The organism is Pseudonocardia acidicola, assembly GCF_012911935.1.
Taxonomy (GTDB): Bacteria; Actinomycetota; Actinomycetes; order Mycobacteriales; family Pseudonocardiaceae; genus Pseudonocardia; species Pseudonocardia acidicola.
The window spans coordinates 22,839-42,464 of the sequence record NZ_JAAXLA010000063.1; the positions used below are offsets into that span (position 1 = coordinate 22,839).

The following is a 19,626-nucleotide window of genomic DNA, read 5'->3' on the forward strand; positions in this document are numbered from 1 at the left end:
ACGTTTGATCAAAGAGGGAGCCTGACCCGTGGCCGACAGGCGCGTTTCAGTTCGGCTCGAGGCCGATACTCGAGCATTTCAGACCGCGGTCAATAAGGCCGCCGACCAGGTTGACGACCTGGCTCGGAAGACCGAGCGCGTGGACGGGAAGAACATCCGCGCGCGGGTGACCGTCGACGGCGCGGCCGAGGCCAGCGCCGAGGTGGACGGCGTTCGCCGCGCCGCCGAGGGGCTGGACGGGAAGCACTACAAGTCCCGCGTCAGTGTCGACGTCCGACAGTCCAGCCGCGATATCTCGATCTTGGCCAACTCGATCTCCGCTCTGGGCCCTGCTGCGATCGGCGCCGCGGGTGTAGCCGTCGGCGCATTGGGCGGGCTGGGCGCCACGGTCGGGACCGTCGCCGTGGCCGCTGGCGTCGGAGTGGCCGCCCTGTCCGGCGTCGGGGATGCGCTTAAGGCGCTCGACGCCGCGGCCCAGGACCCGAGTGAGGGCAACCTCCGGAAGGCCCGTGAGGCTCTCCAGAACCTCACGCTCGCCGGCCGGCACTTCGCGCTGTTCGTCGATGGGGAGATGCGGCCCGCGCTGCGCAGGCTCCGCGACATCGCGCAGGCCAACATGCTGCCGGGCCTGCAGCAGGGCTTGGAAGGCCTGTTGGGCGTGCTGCCCCAGGTGGAGAACCTGGTCGGCAAGACTGCCGGTGCCCTGGGCAAGCTCGCCGCCGAGGCGGGCGACGCGCTGGACGCCCCGTTCTGGCGTTCGTACGTCAACTTTCTGGCCCAGGAGGCGGGCCCGATCATCTCCGGGTTCGGCCACTCGATCGGCAATCTGATCGAGGGTTTCGCCGGGATGCAGATGGCGTTCTCGCCGCTGGCCCGCGACATGATCTCCGGGCTCGAGTCCCTCACCGCGCGGTTCGCCCAGTGGGGGACCACGGTCGGCTCTACCGAGGGCTTCCGGGAGTTCATCCAGTGGGTCCGGGAGACCGGGCCGCAGGTGATGAGCACCCTCGGCGCGCTCGCCGGCACCCTGGGCGAGGTCGCGACGGCCGCCGCCCCGCTCGCTGGACCGACGCTCACCGTCCTCCGCGGGCTCGCCGACGGGCTGTCCGCGATCGTCTCGATCCCCGGCCTCGGAACAACCCTGCTCGGTGCGGCCTCGGCGATCGGTGCGATCAACCTCGCGCTACGGACCAGCGACGCGGTCCGCCACTCGCGTCTGGCGACCACCCTCGGCAACGTCGCCGAGGGCGGGGGAAAGATGGCCACCACCGCCGGCCGCGCGGCCGGCGCGCTGGACAAGATCGGCCGATCCATCCCGGTCGTCGGTGCCGCGATCGTCGGCCTCGGCCTCGCCGTGGAGGCGGGAACCGCCGATATCGACGGCTGGTCGGACGCGCTGCTCAGCGGGTCGATGTCAATCGAACAGCTCCGCCAGAAGGTCGATGAACACAACTCTTCGTTTTGGCGATGGCAGACCCCCTGGGATGACGGCAAGATTTCGATGGAGGAGTTCCGCGCCGAACTGGAGAAGAACATCGCGGAATTGCCGCCGCTGCAGCAGGCGTCGGCGCGTGCCACGGTCGCGCAGGCCGATTTCAATGACGCGGTCGACGAGTTCGGCGCAGGATCGGTAGAGGCCGCTGACGCGCATCGGCGCCTGACTGACCTCACGAACGAGGAAGAGGACGCCCGTCGCCGGACCGCCGACGCCACCCGCGACCAGGCCGGCGCGCTGCGCGACCTGCAGGACGAACAGCTCGCCGCGGCCTCGGCCGACCTCGGCCTCCGCCAGGCGCTGCTCAGCCGCGAGGAGGCGCAGGACCGGGCCACCGAGGCTACCAAGAAGCACGGGGCCGGCTCCCGCGAAGCGCGGGACGCCAACCTCGCGCTCGAGCAAGCCGACCTCGCGGTGATCGCCGCCTCGGACAAGCTGAGCGAGGCGAACCTGGTCAATGCCTCGGCCGCGGACCAGTCCCGTCTGGCCGCATTCAGCCACACGAACACGCTGCTCGGCCTGGCCAGCGGCATCTACGGCCAGGCATCGCCGGCCATCATCGAGATGGCCGCGCAGATGAGCGACTCGGAATTGGCCGCGTGGAATGCGGACGTCAAGACCCAGGGTTTTGATTCCACGGTCCGGAAATTGCCGGACGGTCGCACCGTTCGGATCGTCACCGACGATGCCGTGCGCGAGCGCGAGAACACCGCGGCGCTGATCGAAAAGCTGAATCAGCTTCCGCTGTTGAAGGACATTAAGGTCCGCGCCAGCGGCGAATGGTCCGCCGGCACGTACATCCTCGGCGATGGCACCGTCGGTGGTGGCGCCCGCAACTCTGCGGGCGGCACGTTCCAGTCACCCGGGATCAGCCACGCGGACGGTGGCATCCTGCCCGGCTTCACCCCGGGCCGGGACGTGCACACGTTCGCCGGCCCCGCCGGGACGCTGCATCTGTCCGGCGGCGAGGCAATCATGCGCCCCGAGTACACCGCGGCGATGGGCCGCGGGTACATCGACCGGATGAACGCGGCTGCCCGCAGCGGCGGCGTGTCCGGTGTCCGCCGTGCGGCCGGCTCGCAGGCGTTCGCCGCGGGCGGGGTCTACGGGTCCGATCGGTTCCCGCAGATGGTCACCGACCTCGACCGCGAGTTGACCGATCGGGTCGCGAAGCGGTTCGCCGCACAGATGCGGTCCGGCGTCGCCTCGGCCGCCGCTGGTGGCGCCCCAGCCGGCGCCGGCCCGGCGGTCGCCCAGGTGCAGGCCGTCGCCAGTCGCTACGGCTGGGGCAGCGGCCCCGAGTGGGCCGCCCTGTCCCGGCTGATCCAAAAGGAATCGAGCTGGAACCCGAACGCGGCGAACCCGCGCTCGAGCGCCCGGGGCCTGTTTCAGAAGATGACCTCGATTCACGGCCCGGTCGAGCCGACTCCGGCTGGCCAGGCCGAGTGGGGCCTGGGCTACATCCGGAACCGCTACGGCTCGCCGTCCGGTGCGCTGGCATTCCACCTGCGGAACAACTGGTATGACGCCGGTGGTATCGCTGACGGCCGCGGCGTCATGGCCAAGGCCACGCTCGCCCCGGAGCGCGTGCTGAGTCCGCGCCAGACAGCGGCGTTTGAGCGCCTGGTCGACGTGATCAGCCGGCCCCGGCCGGTGAGCGGTGGCACTGCCAACGTGGCCGAGGCCATGCGTTCGGCCATCCGGGGTGCGATCCGTGACGGCGATCTCGGCAAGACGATCAACATCATGCCGAACGCGGAGAACACGATCCGCGAGACGGTCGACTTCCACCTGCTCATGCAGCAGATGGAGTTCGCCGCCAGGTCTGCAGGCTTCTGAGCGCCTCTGTGGCGCCCGTTCACGGCTCCCCGGCGCCGCCTGACCACCGACCGACCGCGCGCCTCTGGCGCTGCGGGTGAGACCCCGGCCCCCCTGCTTTTGGCCGCCTTGCAGCGCGGGGGCCGGCCCAGCCGGGCTCCGGTTGACCGCGTCCCTCCCTCCGCGTGTCGACCGGGGTCCGGCCCTATGCCACCGGCAGCAACACCGCTGCCGGTCACGAGAGGGAACACAGATGGACCGCTACGCCCCGCACGCACGACCCCCGGCGGACAAGATCCCCGGCGAGCTCACCGAGCTGATCGCCGAACGTGACAAGATCGCCGAGCGGGCCAACGCCGCCCGCCGCCGGGTGGACGACCTCGCCGACCAGCGCCACGACCTCGAGGCCGAGAAGGCCGACCGGGACGCCGCCACCGCGGCTGCCCGTGCCGGCAAGCCGATCCCTCCCCCGACCGCGGTGCCCGAGCTCGCCGAGGGTCGCGATCAGGCCAAGCGCGAGGCCGAGGCCCAGCGGGCCGCACTCGCCGCCGTGGTCGCCGACCTGAGCACCGCGTGTTACAACGCGCGCGCCGCGCTCGAGGAGTCCGAGGCCAAGCGCCGGACCGCCGTCCGCACCAAGATCGAGAAGCAGGCCGAGCAGCTGGCCGAGGCTGTCGATCAGGAGAAGCGCGACCGTGCGGTGTTCGACTGGCTCGCCGGCCGCCCGCTCGACCGCAACCGGGCGACGGCCCACTTCATTGACGTCCTGCCCGAGCTCGGCGGGCACGGGGCCGCCGGGTTGCGCGACCCCCACCACCTCGCGCTGGTCGGCGACGCCATCCGCAACGCCGCCCGCGCTGCCCTCACCGAGGAGACCGACCGATGAGCACGCCCGACTACAGCACGATGAACACGACGCAGCGCATGCGCGCGATCGCCGAGGCGATCGCCGAGAAGTCCCGCAAGGGCGGTGCGCACCGCCCGAAGATCACGACGAACGGTTACATCGCCCCCTGGGCCGAGCAGAGCGAGGAGTACCGGGCCGCGCACCCGCACATGAAGCCGGCCAAGGGCGATGGCTGACCACTACGTGTGGGCCGTCCCGGTGCTGAACGGTCCGCGCCTCCACCACGGGGGCTACGGCCAGTGCCAGCTCCGGTGCCGGTGCGGATGGCGCGAGATCACGATCGTGCAGCTGGCGAACACCCTCGGGCGTCAGCACTGCCTCACCGTCGGCGCAACGCCACAGCCGGTGCCGCTCGGCTGGAACGGGGGCGGGGACTGATGGCCCACTCCGCCGACGATCTCCTCCGCCTCGCGATCGAGTCCGGTGACCACAGCGCGGTCACCGCGGCGCTGGTCGTGGCGGCGATGGACCGACAGTGGTCCGAGGGTGGACAGGTCGACCCGGCCGAGGTGCTCGCCTCGGCCATGAACCACAACCGGTGACCGTCGGGCGGTGGCGGGGGAACAGCTCGCAGTAACGAATCGACCACTTGACGTGACATCATGTTCGTGGATCAAGCGCTGGCGCTGTGGGAGTTTGCTCTCTGGGGTGCGTTCGGCGGCGTGGCCGTCGAGATCCTGCAGGTCATCGGCGCGATCAAGCGGACGAAGAACCTGCCGTGGCTTGAGTACGGAGAGGTCTCGCTGCCTGCGCTGCTTGTCAGCGCCGTGCTGCGGCTCGGCCTTGGGGCTGGCCTCGCCGTTGCTCTCGGACAGGCTGGCCAGATCGCCGGCAGTGTCGGTGCGGTCGCGGTCGGTATCGCCGCACCTCTCATCGTGGAGCAGATGGGCAAGCAAGTCCCGCATGGCCAGCCGTACGACTATGCCCAGGCGCCCGAGCGGGGTAATCCTCTGCCTCCTCCCTCCAGCGGCGGCCGCAGGATCGGTGGGGCAGGTGGAGGCAGCGATCCGGGCCAGCCGCGGGAGGTCGACGGTCGCTGGACTCCTCGGCGGCGAGCGGTGGGCAAGGAGGTGCTCCTCGGGCTGTTCCGCTCGACGCCGGCATTCGGCGGCACCACCGAGTACTGGCCCTAGCCAAGGAGCCCCAGGGACCGACGTGACATCGAGGCTGCGCCCCGATGTCACGCTCTGTGCATGCTCGACGATCACGTCACCCTCTACCCCCGGGGGGTACCCCCCTGTGGATCTTCATCGAGACCGCCGGGGAGCGCTCCGAGGAGTCGCACGCACCGCACAGTCCGTTTTTGACCATGTCCCCGGGAGGGGTGTCACAGTGAGTAACGAGGATCCGCCCGTTCCGCTCGGCCCACGAGGCCGGGCGTGGTGGGATGCGATGGTTGCGGAGTTCGACCCCAACGCCACCGAAAGGACGTTGATGGTCGAGTACGCGCGCACGCTCGACGAGCTCGACGCGCTGTCGGCGATCATCGCCGCGTCGCCGACCGAGACCGGCAGCCAGGGTCAGGTCAAACTGTCCGGCGCGTTCGCCGCTGCGAACGCCGCCCGCGCGATCCTGGTGCGGCTCGCCACCGCCCTGGGGATCGAGGACGAGGACGGCACCCCGGCCGTCACCAAGCCGCAGCAGCGGGCATCTCACGCCGCTGCACGCGCCCGCAGGGCCCAAGGCCCGCCCCTGGGGCACCGAGGGATCGACTGATGGTGCTGCGTCGCCGCCGGCCGGAGCCGGCCGCCGGGGGCGAGATGATGCCGTTGTTTTGCGTGCTGGAGCACCGCGTCTCCACTTATCCGCGGGCACCGAGGTTCGACCCAGACCGGGCGGTGCGCGAGCGGGCCGCCTTCCTGGTCGAGGCTCGCCGCGAGTGGTTCGCCGCGCACGACGAGCTTGACTGGCGGGCCCGTTGCGCTGCCGAAGCCGAGTCCCTGGCGGCGCACGGCGCCGCTCTGGACGAGGACGGCCACGACGTCGCGGTGGCCGCGTTCCGGGCGTGGCTGCTCGACGGCCGCGGCCCGTTCCTGTAGTTCCCTCCCCGAGGAGACGCCGTTGCCCGTTGAGCTGCACGACACCACCAAGGAAGAGGCCCCTGCTGAGCTACAGGACTACGACCCCAAGCACTGGCGGTCACGCACTGAGTGGCGTGACGCGCGGGCTGCCTGGGCCGCTGGGCACGCCCGTGACGGGCTGATCAGTCCGGAGCGCCGGGCGATCTACGACGCGCGCCTGAGCGCTCTCAGAGGCCGCTGAGCGGCCCGGAGACAGTCGGACACAGACGAGGGGCCCCCGCTCAGGCGGGGGCCCCTTTTGTCGTTCCCGGGTCGATCAGGCCTCGGTGAGCAGCACCTCACGGGCCGCCTCGACGGCCGCGACGACGGTATCCACGTCGTCGTCGGTGAACGCCGGGCCGATCTCGATTTCGATCTCTCGGGCCTCGGTGACGACCAGCGCGTACCTCACCGGCACACCGCCGGGGAGTCCGCGAACCCGCCCGCAGAGTTGCGGGCGCCACCGCCCGCGCTGCCGTCCGCGAGCGTGTACGTCGTGCCTGGGTGATCGACGGTGACGCAGTCCTGGCCGCCACCCAGGACGAGCACGAGCACGCCGACGGCCAGCGCCGCGACGAGCGCGAGAGCGATGATCAGCCGGCGCCGCGAGCGGCGCCCGGAGCGGTCGGTTGGGTCGGGTCGGGCGATGACGCGCATGGGGCTCCCCGTGGTGCGGGGCCGGCCGCTAGGGCCGGCCCGATTTGCCACGAGAACTACGGCCTCTACGCTCGGCCGTGACCAGGTCTTACCTGGTCACGCACACCGTGGCCGCCATGGAGAGCCAGTAGTTCTCCTCCGGGATGCCCGGCACCGTCCGCTCCCCGGTGAGCGGGAGACGACTCTGCTCACCGGCGTCGATCGCGGTCATCGCCCCGGCCGCCTGCCGCCGGCGGACTCGGTACAGCGGTCACCGCCGGCGACACCCTGTGCGCCGGGCGGAGCCGGAAAGGGGCAGCGCGTCGACGAGCACGACCTCGCGGCGGAGTGGGATCTCACGCCCGGGACCCTCTCAGACGAGAACCGGAGATCCACGGCTGGGCCGTCGCGCGGTGCGGCGCGTGCCTCGCCGCCGCCGTGCCCCGGGGGACAGCCCCACCACAGATCGGGGGGCCCGCTCCACGCCCGCGGGTGGGCACACCATCGATCCCCGCCGGTGGCGTTGGCAGCCTCCTGACGCATCGATGGCAGCGGCCGTGAGTCGAGGAGACACCGTTGACGACGTTGCAGGCCCCCGAGCAGATCCCGGGCTTCGAGTCCGGCCCGTCCGACGCCCCCATCCTCGTCGCCACGGACTTCCCCCAGGGTGTGCGGGCCCGGCACGGCGAGCACCTGGACCACCTGTTCGAGGAGCGCTGCGACTGGATCCGGGACTACGGCCGGGCCGGGCGCCTCGCCGTCGATGCCGGCGACGTCACGCTGACCTATCCCGAGCTGGACGAGCGCGCGAACCGGCTGGCCCGGTACCTGCTCGGGCGCGGTGCCCGTCCGGGCGACCGGATCGCGCTGCTGTTCGACCCGGCGGTGCCCGCCTACGTCGCGATGCTGGCCGTGCTGAAGATCAACGCTGCCTACGTGCCGCTGGACCCGGGCTTCCCGCCCGACCGCATCGGCTACATCCTCGGCGACGCCGGGGTGCACCTGGTGCTGTCGCTGACCGAGTTCCGCGACCGCGTCGCGGGCCTCGGCGCGCTCGCCGAGGTGTGCCATGTCGACCAGCTCGCCGAGGTGATCGCCGCGCAGGACTCCTCCCGCCTGACCGACGCCGAGCGCGGCGTCCCGGTCGAGGACCTGGCCTACCTGATCTACACCTCGGGCACGACCGGCCGGCCCAAGGGCGTCGCCGTCGCCCACGCCGGCATCTGCAACGGCGTCCGGGTCGCCGCCGAGGTCTACGGGCTGCGCGCCCGCGACCGGATGTACCAGGGCATGACCATCGCGTTCGGCGTCTCCGCCCAGGAGATCTGGGTGCCCTGGTTCGTCGGCGCCACCCTGGTGCCGAAGCCGGCCGGGACGAGCCTGCGGGGACCGGGACTGCACGCGTTCCTGTCCGAGCGGCGGGTGACCGCGATGTGCTGCGTGCCGACGCTGCTCGCCACGATCGACGACGACCTGCCCGACCTGCGGTTCCTCCTGGTCTCCGGGGAGGCCTGCCCGCAGGGCCTGGTCGCGCGCTGGCACAGGCCCGGTCGCCGCTTCCTCAACGTGTACGGCCCGACCGAGGCCACCGTGACCGCGACCTGGACCGAGCTGCACCCGGACCACCCGGTCACCATCGGGGTGCCGCTGCCCACCTACGCCACGGTGATCCTGGATCCGCAGCACCCGCAGCGCGCGCTGCCCCCGGGCGAGGCCGGCGAGATCGGGATCGCCGGGATCGGGCTGGTCACCGGCTACCTCAACTGCGACGGCCTCACCGAGAAGGCCTTCATCCCGGATTTCCTGGGCATCTCCGGCAACACGTCGCGGCGCATCCACCGCACCGGCGACCTGGGCCGGGTCAACGCCGACGGCGAGATCGAGTACCTGGGCCGCATCGACCTGCAGGTCGAGATCCGCGGCCACCCCGTCCAGCCGGCCGCGATCGAGTCGGTGCTGGGGCAGGTTCCCGGAGTCGCCCAGGCCGTCGTCGGCACCCACTCGCCCGAGCCCGGCACCCTGGAGCTGGTCGGTTACTACAGCCTGCGCGCCGGCCACCCGAGGCTGCGCCACGACGCCGTCTACGCCCGGCTGCGCGAGCGGTTGCCCGCCCACGCGGTTCCGGCCTACCTCGAGCACCTCGAGGCCATCCCGATGACCACCGAGAACAAGGTGGATCGCCGGAACCTGCCCGCTCCCGCCGCCGGGCGGTCGCGTCGGGGGAGCGCCCCCGTCGCGGACGACCGCGATTGGCCCGGGTCCGGCGGGGTCGACATCGAGGCACGTGATCTCGTCGTGGTCCGCGATGGGCGGCGGCTGCTGGACTCCGTCGGGTTCCGGCTGCAGGGGCGGGGCCTGCTGGCCGTGCTCGGGCCCAGCGGCTCGGGGAAGTCCACCCTGCTCAAGGCACTGGCCGGGACGCAGCCGGCCGACTCCGGCGGGGTGCGTTACGGCGGCCAGGACTTCTACGGCAACTACGACGAGCTGCGCCGGCGCATCGGGCTGGTACCGCAGGACGACATCCTGCACCCACAGCTCACGGTGCACCGGGCGCTGTCGCACGCGGCCCGGCTGCGGTTCCCGCCGGACGTGCCGGCCGCGGCCAGGGAGCGCCGGATCTGCGAGGTCCTGGACGAGCTCGGGCTGACCGCGCACGCCCAGCAGCGCATCGACACCCTCTCCGGCGGCCAGCGGAAGCGGACGAGCGCAGCGCTCGAACTGCTGACCCGGCCGTCGCTGCTGTTCCTCGACGAACCGACCTCGGGACTCGACCCGGGGCTGGACAAGCAGGTCATGCACAACCTGCGCACCCTCGCCGACGGCGGGCGGACGGTCGTGGTCGTCACCCACAGCGTGCTGAACCTGGATGTCTGCGACCGGCTGCTCATCCTCGCGCCCGGAGGCAGGCTCGCATACGACGGGCCCCCGGACCGCGCCCTGGACCATTTCGGTGTCGCCGACTTCGCCGAGGTCTTCCTGCTGCTGGAGAACGAGCCGTCGGTGGACTGGTCCGACAGCTTCCGCGCCACCGTCCGCCCTCGGACCGCCGATGCCGAGCTCAGCCGGGCCGAGCCGCCCTCGCGCGCACGGCCGGCGCCGGGCAGCGCGTCGGCACTGACCCAGTTCCGGGTGCTGTCGCGGCGCACCGTGGACGTCATCCTGGCGGACCGGGCGTACCTGCTCTTCCTCGCGCTCCTGCCGGTCACGCTGAGCGTGCTGGCACGCGCCGTGCCGAGCCCGGACGGACTGTCCACCCACGCCGGGAACTACAAGACGGTGCAGTTCCTGCTCGTGCTCATCGTGAGCGGTGCCCTGATGGGGACGGCGAGTTCGATCCGTGAGCTGGTCAAGGAACGCTCCATCTACCAACGCGAACGTGCCGTCGGGCTGTCCAGGGGCGCCTACCTCGCGGCCAAGCTCACTGTGCTCGGGGTGCTGGCCGCCGTGCAGGCGACGATCTTCGCGGCTCTGGCCACGGTGGGCAGGACCGGTCCGGACGGCCCGGTGCTGCTCGGCTCGGGGACGCTCGAGGTCGGGATCGCCGTCGTCGCGGTGGCGGGTGCGTCCATGGTGCTCGGGCTCGCCATCTCAGCGGCGATCAGCAACTCCGACCGGGGCATGCCGCTGCTCGTGCTCCTGGTCATGCTGCAGTTCGTCCTGTGCGGCGGGCTGTTCCCCATCGACGGCCGAGTCGGGCTGCAGCAGCTGGCCTGGCTGGTGCCGGCCCGCTGGGCCTTCGCGATGGGCGCGATCACGATCGACGTCGGCCACGTCCCGACGTGGAGTACGGACCGTCTCTGGCAGCACGACGCGACGACGTGGGTGGCCGATGCCGTGGTCCTCGGCGGCTTCACGATGGCGCTGATCGTGCTGGTCGGTGTGCTGCTGCGACGCTGCGACCCGCTGCGGCGCCGCCCCGGCGGTGAGCCGCCGCCGCCCGGCTCCGGCCTCCTCGCCACTGCCGAGCAGCACCGGAAGGAGTGACATTCATGCGCCGTTTCGTCGTCAGCCTGCTGACCGTCATCAGCGCCGTGTGCCTGGTGCTGACCAGCACGGCGCTATGGGCCCACCGATACGTCGCCGACACCGAGGGCTTCGTCTCCGGGGCGCGGATGGTGCTCGCCGAGCCTGCGGTGCGGGCCTGGGTCGGGTCCCGGGTGAGAGACACGGTCGTGAACCCTGTCGTCCGGCACGCAGGTGAAGGGGCGGCGGCGCTGCTGCCGCCCGAGTTGCAGAGCTTCCGGCCCGCGATCGAGGGCGGCGTCCGGTCGATGCTCGGCGAGGGCGTGCGATCCGTGCCGGCCTCCGATGCGTTTCCCACCGCGGCCCTCGCCTCGGCGCAGGCCCAGCTGGCGAGCGGCCGGCCGGTGACGCTCAGCCTCGCGCAGGTCATGTCGGCCGCCTCGGCGCAGAACCCCATCGGGCCCGTCGCCCACCTGCTCGACCTGCTGCCGGACGACATCGGGGTGGTCGTGCTGACCCCCCAGGACGCGCCGCAGCTCTACACGGCGTTCGAGGTGCTGCAGGTGCTCTGGTTGTGGACCGGCCTGCTCATGATCGCAACCTTGGCCGGCGCCCTCGTGCTGTCCCGGCGCCCGCTGTGCACGGTGCGTACCTGGGCGGTGACGGCGTCGGTGCTCGCAGTGCTGGTGCTGATCGCGTTGCCGATGGCCCGCGCGTCGGTGCTCGCCCACGTCGAGCCGGCGGGCCTCGGCGCCGCCGGCGCCGTCTACGGAGTGCTGGCCGGCAACCTGCGCACGTGGACGCTGTGGCTGTTCGCGGGCGCGACGGTCGTCGCGGTGGCGACCCTGCGGACCGCGTCCCGGCACGCGCGGTGGCGCGCTCACGCCCCGGACGCCGGGTCGGGGCCCCCGTCAACGGTGATCACGCCGCCGACGGTGTAGCGCAGCCAGCCGAGCACCGTGTGGTCCTGCAGGGTCAGCGGCACCTGTGGGCCCGACCAGCCGAGCAGCGCCACCGGTCGGTGGGCGAGCGCGTCGCGGAGCATCGCAGCGAGCTCGGGGGTCGCCACCACGGTCACCCCGTCGTGGGTGACGGTCTGCGTGCCCGCCGCCCCCGGCTCGGCGTGTGGGCCGGTGCGCAGCACGTAGCCGCAACCCTGCCGGTCGTCGTAGCCCGTCACCAGCACGGTCGCCTCCTCCGGTCAACGGTGGCGTCGGCCGATCATTGTTGCTGCAGGCCGGCCGCGATCCGGGCCAGCCGCTCGGAGTCGGCCAGGATACGGGTGACGGCGGGGTCGGTCGGTGCGATCCCGTGGCGCTGCGCGAGCTTGCGGATGTCGGGGTGACCGATCTGCGTGCGGGCCTGGTCGTCCACCCACACGACGTAGGGCATCGGCAGCTCCAGCCCCATCGTCGGGGCGGCACGCAGCAGCGGCGCCTCGGCCTCCGCGTTGCTGACGAACACCACCGACGTCGGACGGATCGCCGGTCCGAACCGGTCCGAGCCGGCGGCCATGTCGATCGACGCGGCGACCCGGCTCGGGCCGGCATCGGCCGCGCGGCGCAACCGGGCCACCGTGGCCGGGACGTCGGCGCTGCCGAACACGGTGAGCAGGAAGTCCGCCGGCGTCACCCCGATCAGTGGGGCGGAGATCTGGTCCGAGGCATCGCCGGTCGCCTGCGCGGCGACGGCCGCGGAGGTGTCGCGCAGCGCTGTCCGTGCCGCCGCGTCGGTGACCCCGGAGACGGCGGCGATGTAGGTGGCGCCGTTGTAGGTCACGGTGACCGGTCCGCCGGGTTCCTGGCGGACCAGGTAGCGCTGCGGCAGGTTCGCCCCGGCCCGCTGGTCCGCCAGCAGCAGCGGCACCTGCGCGGCCGGCGGTCCGCCGATCACCAGGGTGCTGGCCGCGAGTTCGACGCCGGCGGCGCGCGCCTGCGCGGTGTGGTCGACGACGGTGGCGACCGTTCCGGAGTTCGCGGTGACGGCGTCCTGCAGTCGCTGCACGACCTGGCCGGCATCACCCGTTCCGGTGAGCACGACGGTGCCGGGCGCCTGCCCGGGCAGGCTCGGTTGCCCGTCGGCCAGCGGTCCCTGCGCCCGGCCGGGGTCCCCGCACCCGGCCAGCACCAGGGCCAGGGCCACCACGGTGGCCAGCGCGCGGTGCGGAGCGGGCATGCGGACTCCGGAGTCTCGGGGGCTCCTGCCGTCCGGAACCCTATCCGACTCGACCGTTGTGTCCAGTTCTGTCCGTGCGCTCACCCGGCCGGGGGTCGGGCGGTCGGAGGTGTCCGTCGTCACGCTGGTGGTGGCGGCGTGGTATTGCGACGATTCTCACGTCGCCCCGGGTTACCGGAATGGCTACTCGCCGGTAACAATCGCTCCCGAGGCCGCCCGCCCCGCCGCTCGACGGACGGGGGCTGGCAGAGTCGACACATCGATACGGGCGCCGCGCCGCGCGACACCTCCCGGGGTACCGGGGGTCGGGTAGCGACCCCGGTGCTCGCGAGGTAAGGATCGACAGACGAAAGCGGCACGCCCGCACCGGGCGTCGCCCGCACCGGCAGGAGGTCGAAGAGGTCCGATGAATATCGTCGTGCTGGTCAAGCAGGTGCCGGACACCTACTCCGAGCGCAAGCTGTCCGACTCCGACCACACACTCGATCGGGACGCCACCGACGCGGTGCTCGACGAGATCAACGAGCGTGCGGTCGAGGCTGCGCTGCAGTTGAAGGAGGCTCAGGGCGGCGAGGTGACCGTCGTGAGCATGGGCCCGGACCGGGCCACGGACGCGATCCGTAAGGCGCTGTCGATGGGCGCCGACAAGGCTGTGCACCTGTCGGACGAGGCGCTCCACGGCTCGTGCGCGGTGCAGACGGCGAAGGCGCTGGCCAAGGTGATCAGCACTGCGATCGGCGCTCCGGGTGAGGGGTTCGACCTGGTGCTGTCGGGCAACGAGGCCTCGGACGGGCGCGCGGGTGCGGTGCCGGCGATGGTGGCCGACGTGCTCGGGCTGCCGGCGCTGACCCACGCCCGGGAGGTCACCGTGGACGGGTCGACGGTGACGGTGAAGCGGGAGACCGACGACGGGGTCACGCACCTGACCGCGGAGCTGCCGGCCGTGGTGTCGGTCGGCGAGAAGATCAACGAGCCGCGGTACCCGTCGTTCAAGGGGATCATGGCGGCGAAGAAGAAGCCGGTGACCACGCTGTCGCTGGCCGACGCCGGGATCGACGCCTCCGAGGTGGGCATCGCGAACGCGTTGTCCGCGGTCACGGGCTCGTCGCCGAAGCCGCCGAAGAGCGCGGGCGAGAAGATCGAGGACGAGGGCGACGGCGGCGCGAAGATCGCCGCGTTCCTGGTGTCGCAGAAGCTCATCTGACCCCCCCGACGAGAAGAGGAGACAAGACATGGCTGAGGTGCTGGTCCTCGTCGACCACGTCGAGGGTGAGATCAAGAAGAGCAGCTACGAGCTGCTGACGGCGGCCCGCACGCTGGGCGAGCCGTCGGCGGTGGTGGTCGGCCCGGCCGGGACGGCGGGCAAGCTGACCGAGGGGCTCAAGGCCCACGGCGCGGCGAAGATCTACGTCGCGGAGACCGACTCGACCGACTTCCTGGCGCCCGAGGTGTCGGTGCTGTCGTCGCTGGTCGAGTCGGTGAACCCGGCCGCGGTGCTGATCGGGGTGTCCGCGGACGGCAAGGAGATCGCCGGGCGGGTCGCGGTGCGCACCAACTCGGCGCTGCTGGGCGACGTCGTCGGGGTGTCCGGCCGCGACGCTGTCGGGGTGACCCACTCGGTGTTCGGTGGTGCCTACATCGCCGAGGCCAAGGCGAACACCGAGCACCCGGTGATCACGCTGCGCCCGGGTTCGGTGGAGATCGAGCCGGCCGACGGGGCCGGGGTCGAGGAGAGCGTGCAGGTCGGTGCCCTGCAGGGGCGGTCGGCCACGGTGACCAGCCGGGAGCCGATCGTCGGCGGGGACCGTCCGGAGCTGACCGAGGCGTCGGTGGTCGTGTCCGGTGGTCGTGGTGTCGGCTCGGCCGAGGACTTCGCGGTCGTCGAGGGCCTGGCCGACTCGCTGGGTGCCGCGGTCGGCGCGTCGCGGGCGGCGGTGGACTCGGGCTACTACCCGCACCAGTTCCAGGTCGGGCAGACCGGCAAGACCGTCTCGCCGCAGCTGTACGTCGCGCTGGGCATCTCCGGTGCGATCCAGCACCGGGCCGGCATGCAGACCTCGAAGACGATCATCGCGGTGAACAAGGACGCCGAGGCGCCGATCTTCGAGATCGCCGACTTCGGTGTCGTCGGAGACCTGTTCAAGGTCGCCCCGCAGCTCAAGGACGAGATCGCCAAGCGCAAGTCCTGACGCTGTCGCAGTACCCCCCCGGTGTCCCCGGCACGGCCTTCCCGGCCGAGCCGGGGGCACCGGCGTCTGCGTCCCCCGCTCGGGTGACGCCGCGCCGGCACCCCGGGTGACGTCCGGCCCCGTTCACCGACCTGCCACCGGTATGTCGTCGCCGTCCCAACCGCCCGTTGCCCCGACCCCGTACCAACTGCGGGGTGACCTCTTCGCAGGTACTGGTCCGGACGCCGGAAGCCGCCGCGTCCCGGTACTCCCTCTTGCTGACCACCGACGCCGATGAGGTGCGGGCCGCTCAGCGGCTGCGCCACCGCGTCTTCGCCGAGGAGCTCGGCGCGACGCTGCACAGCCCGATCGCCGGGCTCGACGCCGACCGCTTCGACGAGTTCTGCGACCACCTGGTCGTCCGCGAGGACCGCACCGGCGAGATCGTCGGGACCTACCGGATGCTGCCGCCGGAGCGGGCCGAGGCCGCCGGCGGGCTCTACGCCGAGGGTGAGTTCGCGGTGTCCACGCTGGACCCGCTGCGCTCCTCGCTGGTGGAGACCGGCCGTTCGTGCGTGCATCCCGAGCACCGCGACGGCGCCGTCGTCGGCCTGGTGTGGGCCGGCATCGCCCGCTACATGCTGCTCACCGGCAACCGCTGGCTGGCGGGTTGTGCGAGCGTGCAACTCGACGACGGTGGTGCGCTGGCCGCGGGTGTCTGGGACCAGGTGCGCAGCCGGCACCTGTCCCCGGACCGGTACCGCGTCCAGCCGCTGAACCCGTGGGACCCGGCCGCCGCCACCCGGCACCGCCACGCCGCCATGCCGCCGCTGCTGCGCGGTTACCTGCGTCTCGGCGCCTGGGTGTGCGGCCCGCCCGCGCACGACCCGGACTTCGGCGTCGCCGACTTCTACGTGCTGCTCGGCCTGGACCACGTCGACGAGCGCTACCTGCGCTTCTTCCTCGGCGGCGAACGATGACCACGACCCTGGACGGCGCGGTGCGCGGCCCGGCCGCCCCCGTACTGGCCGGCGGCCCGCTGCCGGCCGACCGGTGGCCGGCGCGGCCGGACGGCCGGCCGCACCCCGGTCCGGCGCCGGTGGCCGACCGCCCGGGCGGGGCGTGGGCCCCGTACTCGCCGTGCGGGCCGGAGTGCCTGCCCGCGGCGGCCGACCTGCCGCGGGCATCGCGGTTGCGCACCGGGCTGCGCACCGCCGGGCTGCTCGGGTTGCTGCTCGGGGTGGCCGCACTGGCTCCGCTGCTGCCGCTGGTCGGCCGGCGGGCCCGCGCCCGGTGGCTGCGCCGGGTGTTCCGCGGGGTGCTGCTGGCCGCGGGGGTGCGGTTGCGGGCGACCGGGGCCGCGACAGTGCAGCAGGGAGCCGCGCTGGTCGTGGCCAACCACTTGTCCTGGATCGACGTGCTGGTCCTCGGCGCCGTGCAGCCGGTGCGGATGCTCGCCAAGCGGGAGGTGCGCGACTGGCCGGTGATCGGGGCGATCGCCGCCCGCACCGGCGCGTTGTTCGTCGACCGGGCGGGTCTGCGCACGCTGCCGGCGACGATCGCCGACGTGGCGGCCGCGCTGCGGGCCGGGGACACCGTGGGTGTGTTCCCCGAGGGCACGACCTGGTGCGGCGCGGCGTCGGGCCCGTTCCGCCGGGCGCCGTTCCAGGCCGCGATCGACGCCGGCGCGCCGGTGCGGCCGGTGGCGATCACCTTGCGGCTGCCCGGCGGGCGTGCCACCACGACCGGCGCGTTCGTCGGTGACCAGACGCTGTGGGACTCGCTGCACCGCGTGTTGCGGCTACCCGCGCTGGTCTGCGAGCTGACCGTGCTCCCGGACATCGTCGCCGTGGGCGCCGACCGACGCGCGCTGGCCGCCGCCGCCCAGCGTGCGGTCGCCTCGGCGACCGGGGTGGTGCCGGCGGGGCAGCCCGCACCGGTGCGGCCCGCGCCGCGAGTCGCCGCCTGAGCTGGACCGCGGCGGTGCGAGGGCCGGTGTGAGGGACTCGGCCAGCCGGTCCGCGGGTCGGCGACTACCCTGGTCACGCGATGACCGACCAGGACGGACAGTGAGCTCCGTGGGTACGTATCTGGACCACGCCGCCACCACGCCGATGCTTCCGCAGGCGGTGGCGGCGATGACCGAGGCTTTGTCGAGGACCGGCAACGCCTCCTCGCTGCATTCCTCGGGACGCCGGTCGCGCCGGCTCGTGGAGGAGGCCCGCGAGCGCATCGCGGCCGCTCTCGGTGCCCGGCCGTCGGAGGTCGTGCTGACCACCGGGGGCACCGAGAGCGACAACCTGGCCGTCAAGGGCTTGTTCTGGAGCCGCCGGCAGGCCGACCCGCGCCGCGCCCGGGTGCTGGTCTCCGAGATCGAGCACCACGCGGTGCTCGAGTCGGCCGAGTGGCTCGCCGAGCACGAGGGCGCCGACGTCGAACTGCTCGAGGTCGACGAGCTGGGCCGGGTCCGGCCGGAGACGCTGCGCGCGGCGCTCGCCGCCGCCCCGGAGCGGGTCGCGCTGGTCTCGGTGATGTGGGCCAACAACGAGGTCGGCACGGTCAACCCGATCCGCGAACTGGCCGGGATCGCGCACGAGTTCGACGTGCCGCTGCACACCGACGCGGTGCAGGCCGTCGGCATCCTGCCGATCGACTTCACCGCGTCCGGCGCGGACGCGCTCACCCTCACCGGGCACAAGCTGGGCGGTCCCTACGGCGCCGGTGCGCTGCTGCTGGGCCGCGAGGTCGCGCTCACCCCGCTGCTGCACGGCGGCGGGCAGGAACGCGACGTGCGCTCCGGGACCCTGGACACGCCGTCGGTGGTCGGGCTGGGCGTGGCCGTCGAGCTGGCCGTCGCCGACGCCCCGCGGCGGGCCGCGGTGCTCACCGGCCTGCGCGACGACCTCGTCGGCAAGGTGCTGGCCGCGGTGCCGGACGCGAAGCTCAACGGCGACCCGGGCACCGGTTCGATCGACGACGCCCCCTCGCGGCTGCCGGGCAACGCGCACCTGTCGTTCCCCGGCTGCGAGGGCGACAGCCTGCTCATGCTGCTCGACGCCCAGGGCATCGAGTGCTCGACCGGCTCGGCCTGCACCGCCGGCGTCGCGCAGCCCAGCCACGTGCTGCTCGCGATGGGCGCCGACGAGGCCACCGCCCGTGGCTCGCTGCGGTTCTCCCTGGGGCACACCTCGACCGCCGAGGACGTCGACGCGCTCGCGTCGGTCATCGCCGGGGTCGTGGACCGGGCCCGCCGGGCCGGGCAGAACGGCGCCGCGACCCGGCGGCCGGTCGCCACCGACGGGGCCTGACCCCGTGCGGGTACTGGCCGCGATGAGCGGCGGGGTGGACTCTGCGGTCGCGGCGGCCCGGGCCGTCGAGGCCGGGCACGACGTCGTCGGAGTGCACCTGGCGCTGTCGGAGACGCCGGCCGCGCTGCGCGCCGGATCGCGCGGGTGCTGCTCGCGGGAGGACGCCGCGGACGCCCGCCGGGCCGCTGACGTGCTCGACATCCCGTTCTACGTCTGGGACTTCGCGGCCCAGTTCACCGAGGCCGTCGTCGACGACTTCGTGGCCGCCTACGCCGCCGGGCAGACCCCGAACCCGTGCCTGCGCTGCAACGAGAAGATCAAGTTCGCGGCGCTGCTGGACAAGGCGATCGGGCTGGGCTTCGACGCGGTGTGCACCGGGCACTACGCCCGGTTGTCCGACGGCGTACTGCGCCGCGCCGTCGACGCCGACAAGGACCAGTCCTACGTCCTCGCGGTGCTCACCGCCCGCCAGCTCGGGCACGCGCTGTTCCCGATCGGCGACACCCCCAAGAGCGAGGTGCGCGCCGAGGCCGCCGCACGCGGGCTGCGGGTCGCCGACAAGCCGGACAGCCACGACATCTGCTTCATCCCGTCCGGTGACACCCGGGCGTTCCTGGCCGGGCGCATCGGGGTCCGGCCGGGCGCGGTGGTCGACGCCGAGAGCGGCGAGGAGCTCGCCCGCCACGACGGCGTGCACGGCTTCACCGTCGGCCAGCGCAAGGGCCTGGGCGTGCCCCGCCCGGCCGCCGACGGCCGCCCGCGCTATGTGCTGGGCATCGAGCCGGCCACCGGCACCGTGACCGTCGGCCCGGCGGCTGCGCTGGACATCCGGGAGATCGACGCCGAGCGCCCGGTCTGGGGTTCGGGCCGCGCCCCGGACGGGCCGCTGAGCTGCGTCGCGCAGGTCCGGGCGCACGGCGGGCTGGCCCCGGCGCAGGCCTGGCCGGCCGCCGACGGCGGCCTGCGCGTGGAGCTGGGTGAGCCGTTGCGCGGCGTGGCCCCGGGCCAGGCCGTGGCGCTGTACCGTCCGGACGCCGCCGGCGACGTGGTCCTCGGCAGCGCCACCATCACCGCCACCCGCTGACCCACCCGGGCC

The 19,626-nt window shown here is 73.0% G+C and carries 20 protein-coding genes; 15 read left to right on the forward strand and 5 right to left on the reverse strand.

Annotation, left to right across the window (positions count from 1 at the left end; translation table 11 throughout):
• Nucleotides 1-28: 28 nt before the first annotated feature.
• The 7 genes from HF526_RS25965 to HF526_RS25995 all read left to right on the forward strand — a co-directional run bounded on the left by HF526_RS25965 (nt 29) and on the right by HF526_RS25995 (nt 6,259).
• Nucleotides 29-3,334, forward strand: a complete 3,306-nt coding sequence (locus HF526_RS25965) for an aggregation-promoting factor C-terminal-like domain-containing protein (protein WP_169384190.1) — start codon at nt 29-31, stop codon at nt 3,332-3,334.
• Between the two features lie 232 nt (nt 3,335-3,566).
• Complete coding sequence (locus tag HF526_RS25970; protein ID WP_169384191.1) at nt 3,567-4,199, forward strand: hypothetical protein; 633 nt, start codon at nt 3,567-3,569, stop codon at nt 4,197-4,199.
• Nucleotides 4,196-4,396 carry a hypothetical protein gene (locus HF526_RS25975; protein WP_169384192.1) on the forward strand — a complete coding sequence of 67 codons (201 nt, stop codon included), beginning with the start codon at nt 4,196-4,198 and terminating at the stop codon, nt 4,394-4,396. Before HF526_RS25970 ends, HF526_RS25975 begins: the two co-directional genes overlap by 4 nt.
• Nucleotides 4,397-4,597: 201 nt before the next feature.
• Nucleotides 4,598-4,762: a hypothetical protein gene (locus HF526_RS25980; RefSeq protein WP_169384193.1), complete on the forward strand. Its 165-nt coding sequence runs from the start codon at nt 4,598-4,600 to the stop codon at nt 4,760-4,762.
• A 66-nt stretch (nt 4,763-4,828) separates the two neighbouring features.
• Nucleotides 4,829-5,353, forward strand: a complete 525-nt coding sequence (locus tag HF526_RS25985) for a hypothetical protein (RefSeq protein ID WP_169384194.1) — start codon at nt 4,829-4,831, stop codon at nt 5,351-5,353.
• Between the two features lie 259 nt (nt 5,354-5,612).
• The gene (locus HF526_RS25990) at nt 5,613-5,936 is read left to right on the forward strand and encodes a hypothetical protein (protein WP_169384195.1); all 324 of its coding nucleotides are present in this window, start codon (nt 5,613-5,615) and stop codon (nt 5,934-5,936) included.
• Complete coding sequence (locus HF526_RS25995) at nt 5,936-6,259, forward strand: hypothetical protein (RefSeq protein ID WP_169384196.1); 324 nt, start codon at nt 5,936-5,938, stop codon at nt 6,257-6,259. Before HF526_RS25990 ends, HF526_RS25995 begins: the two co-directional genes overlap by 1 nt.
• Nucleotides 6,260-6,557: 298 nt before the next feature.
• On the opposite strand, the gene HF526_RS36555 is transcribed toward HF526_RS25995, so the two are convergent.
• The 3 genes from HF526_RS36555 to HF526_RS36560 all read right to left on the reverse strand — a co-directional run bounded on the left by HF526_RS36555 (nt 6,558) and on the right by HF526_RS36560 (nt 7,148).
• Nucleotides 6,558-6,692: a hypothetical protein gene (locus HF526_RS36555; RefSeq protein ID WP_275404195.1), complete on the reverse strand. Its 135-nt coding sequence runs from the start codon at nt 6,690-6,692 to the stop codon at nt 6,558-6,560.
• Nucleotides 6,689-6,937 carry a hypothetical protein gene (locus HF526_RS26000; RefSeq protein ID WP_169384197.1) on the reverse strand — a complete coding sequence of 83 codons (249 nt, stop codon included), beginning with the start codon at nt 6,935-6,937 and terminating at the stop codon, nt 6,689-6,691. Before HF526_RS26000 ends, HF526_RS36555 begins: the two co-directional genes overlap by 4 nt.
• 88 nt (nt 6,938-7,025) lie before the next feature.
• Complete coding sequence (locus tag HF526_RS36560; RefSeq protein WP_275404196.1) at nt 7,026-7,148, reverse strand: hypothetical protein; 123 nt, start codon at nt 7,146-7,148, stop codon at nt 7,026-7,028.
• A 344-nt stretch (nt 7,149-7,492) separates the two neighbouring features.
• Between HF526_RS36560 and HF526_RS35745 the strand changes: the two genes are divergently transcribed.
• Both HF526_RS35745 and HF526_RS26015 read left to right on the forward strand, forming a co-directional pair.
• Complete coding sequence (locus HF526_RS35745; protein WP_239029159.1) at nt 7,493-10,900, forward strand: amino acid adenylation domain-containing protein; 3,408 nt, start codon at nt 7,493-7,495, stop codon at nt 10,898-10,900.
• Between the two features lie 5 nt (nt 10,901-10,905).
• Nucleotides 10,906-11,820 carry a hypothetical protein gene (locus tag HF526_RS26015; protein ID WP_169384198.1) on the forward strand — a complete coding sequence of 305 codons (915 nt, stop codon included), beginning with the start codon at nt 10,906-10,908 and terminating at the stop codon, nt 11,818-11,820.
• On the opposite strand, the gene HF526_RS26020 is transcribed toward HF526_RS26015, so the two are convergent.
• Nucleotides 11,760-12,065 carry a hypothetical protein gene (locus tag HF526_RS26020; RefSeq protein ID WP_169384199.1) on the reverse strand — a complete coding sequence of 102 codons (306 nt, stop codon included), beginning with the start codon at nt 12,063-12,065 and terminating at the stop codon, nt 11,760-11,762. The two genes, HF526_RS26015 and HF526_RS26020, sit on opposite strands and share 61 nt — an antisense overlap.
• A gap of 35 nt (nt 12,066-12,100) precedes the next feature.
• The gene (locus tag HF526_RS26025; protein WP_169384200.1) at nt 12,101-13,054 is read right to left on the reverse strand and encodes a DUF302 domain-containing protein; all 954 of its coding nucleotides are present in this window, start codon (nt 13,052-13,054) and stop codon (nt 12,101-12,103) included.
• A gap of 406 nt (nt 13,055-13,460) precedes the next feature.
• Between HF526_RS26025 and HF526_RS26030 the strand changes: the two genes are divergently transcribed.
• From HF526_RS26030 to mnmA, 6 genes are all read left to right on the forward strand, one after another.
• On the forward strand, nt 13,461-14,258 hold the full coding sequence (locus HF526_RS26030; RefSeq protein WP_169384201.1) for an electron transfer flavoprotein subunit beta/FixA family protein: 798 nt from the start codon (nt 13,461-13,463) through the stop codon (nt 14,256-14,258).
• A 28-nt stretch (nt 14,259-14,286) separates the two neighbouring features.
• Nucleotides 14,287-15,243, forward strand: coding sequence for an electron transfer flavoprotein subunit alpha/FixB family protein (locus HF526_RS26035; protein WP_169384202.1), 957 nt, complete (start codon nt 14,287-14,289; stop codon nt 15,241-15,243).
• Nucleotides 15,244-15,437: 194 nt separating this feature from the next.
• Complete coding sequence (locus HF526_RS26040) at nt 15,438-16,202, forward strand: GNAT family N-acyltransferase (protein WP_169384203.1); 765 nt, start codon at nt 15,438-15,440, stop codon at nt 16,200-16,202.
• Nucleotides 16,199-17,191: a lysophospholipid acyltransferase family protein gene (locus HF526_RS26045; RefSeq protein WP_169384204.1), complete on the forward strand. Its 993-nt coding sequence runs from the start codon at nt 16,199-16,201 to the stop codon at nt 17,189-17,191. Before HF526_RS26040 ends, HF526_RS26045 begins: the two co-directional genes overlap by 4 nt.
• A gap of 109 nt (nt 17,192-17,300) precedes the next feature.
• Nucleotides 17,301-18,530 carry a cysteine desulfurase family protein gene (locus HF526_RS26050; protein WP_338051752.1) on the forward strand — a complete coding sequence of 410 codons (1,230 nt, stop codon included), beginning with the start codon at nt 17,301-17,303 and terminating at the stop codon, nt 18,528-18,530.
• A 4-nt stretch (nt 18,531-18,534) separates the two neighbouring features.
• Nucleotides 18,535-19,614, forward strand: a complete 1,080-nt coding sequence (gene mnmA / locus HF526_RS26055) for a tRNA 2-thiouridine(34) synthase MnmA (protein ID WP_169384205.1) — start codon at nt 18,535-18,537, stop codon at nt 19,612-19,614.
• Nucleotides 19,615-19,626 lie beyond the last annotated feature (12 nt).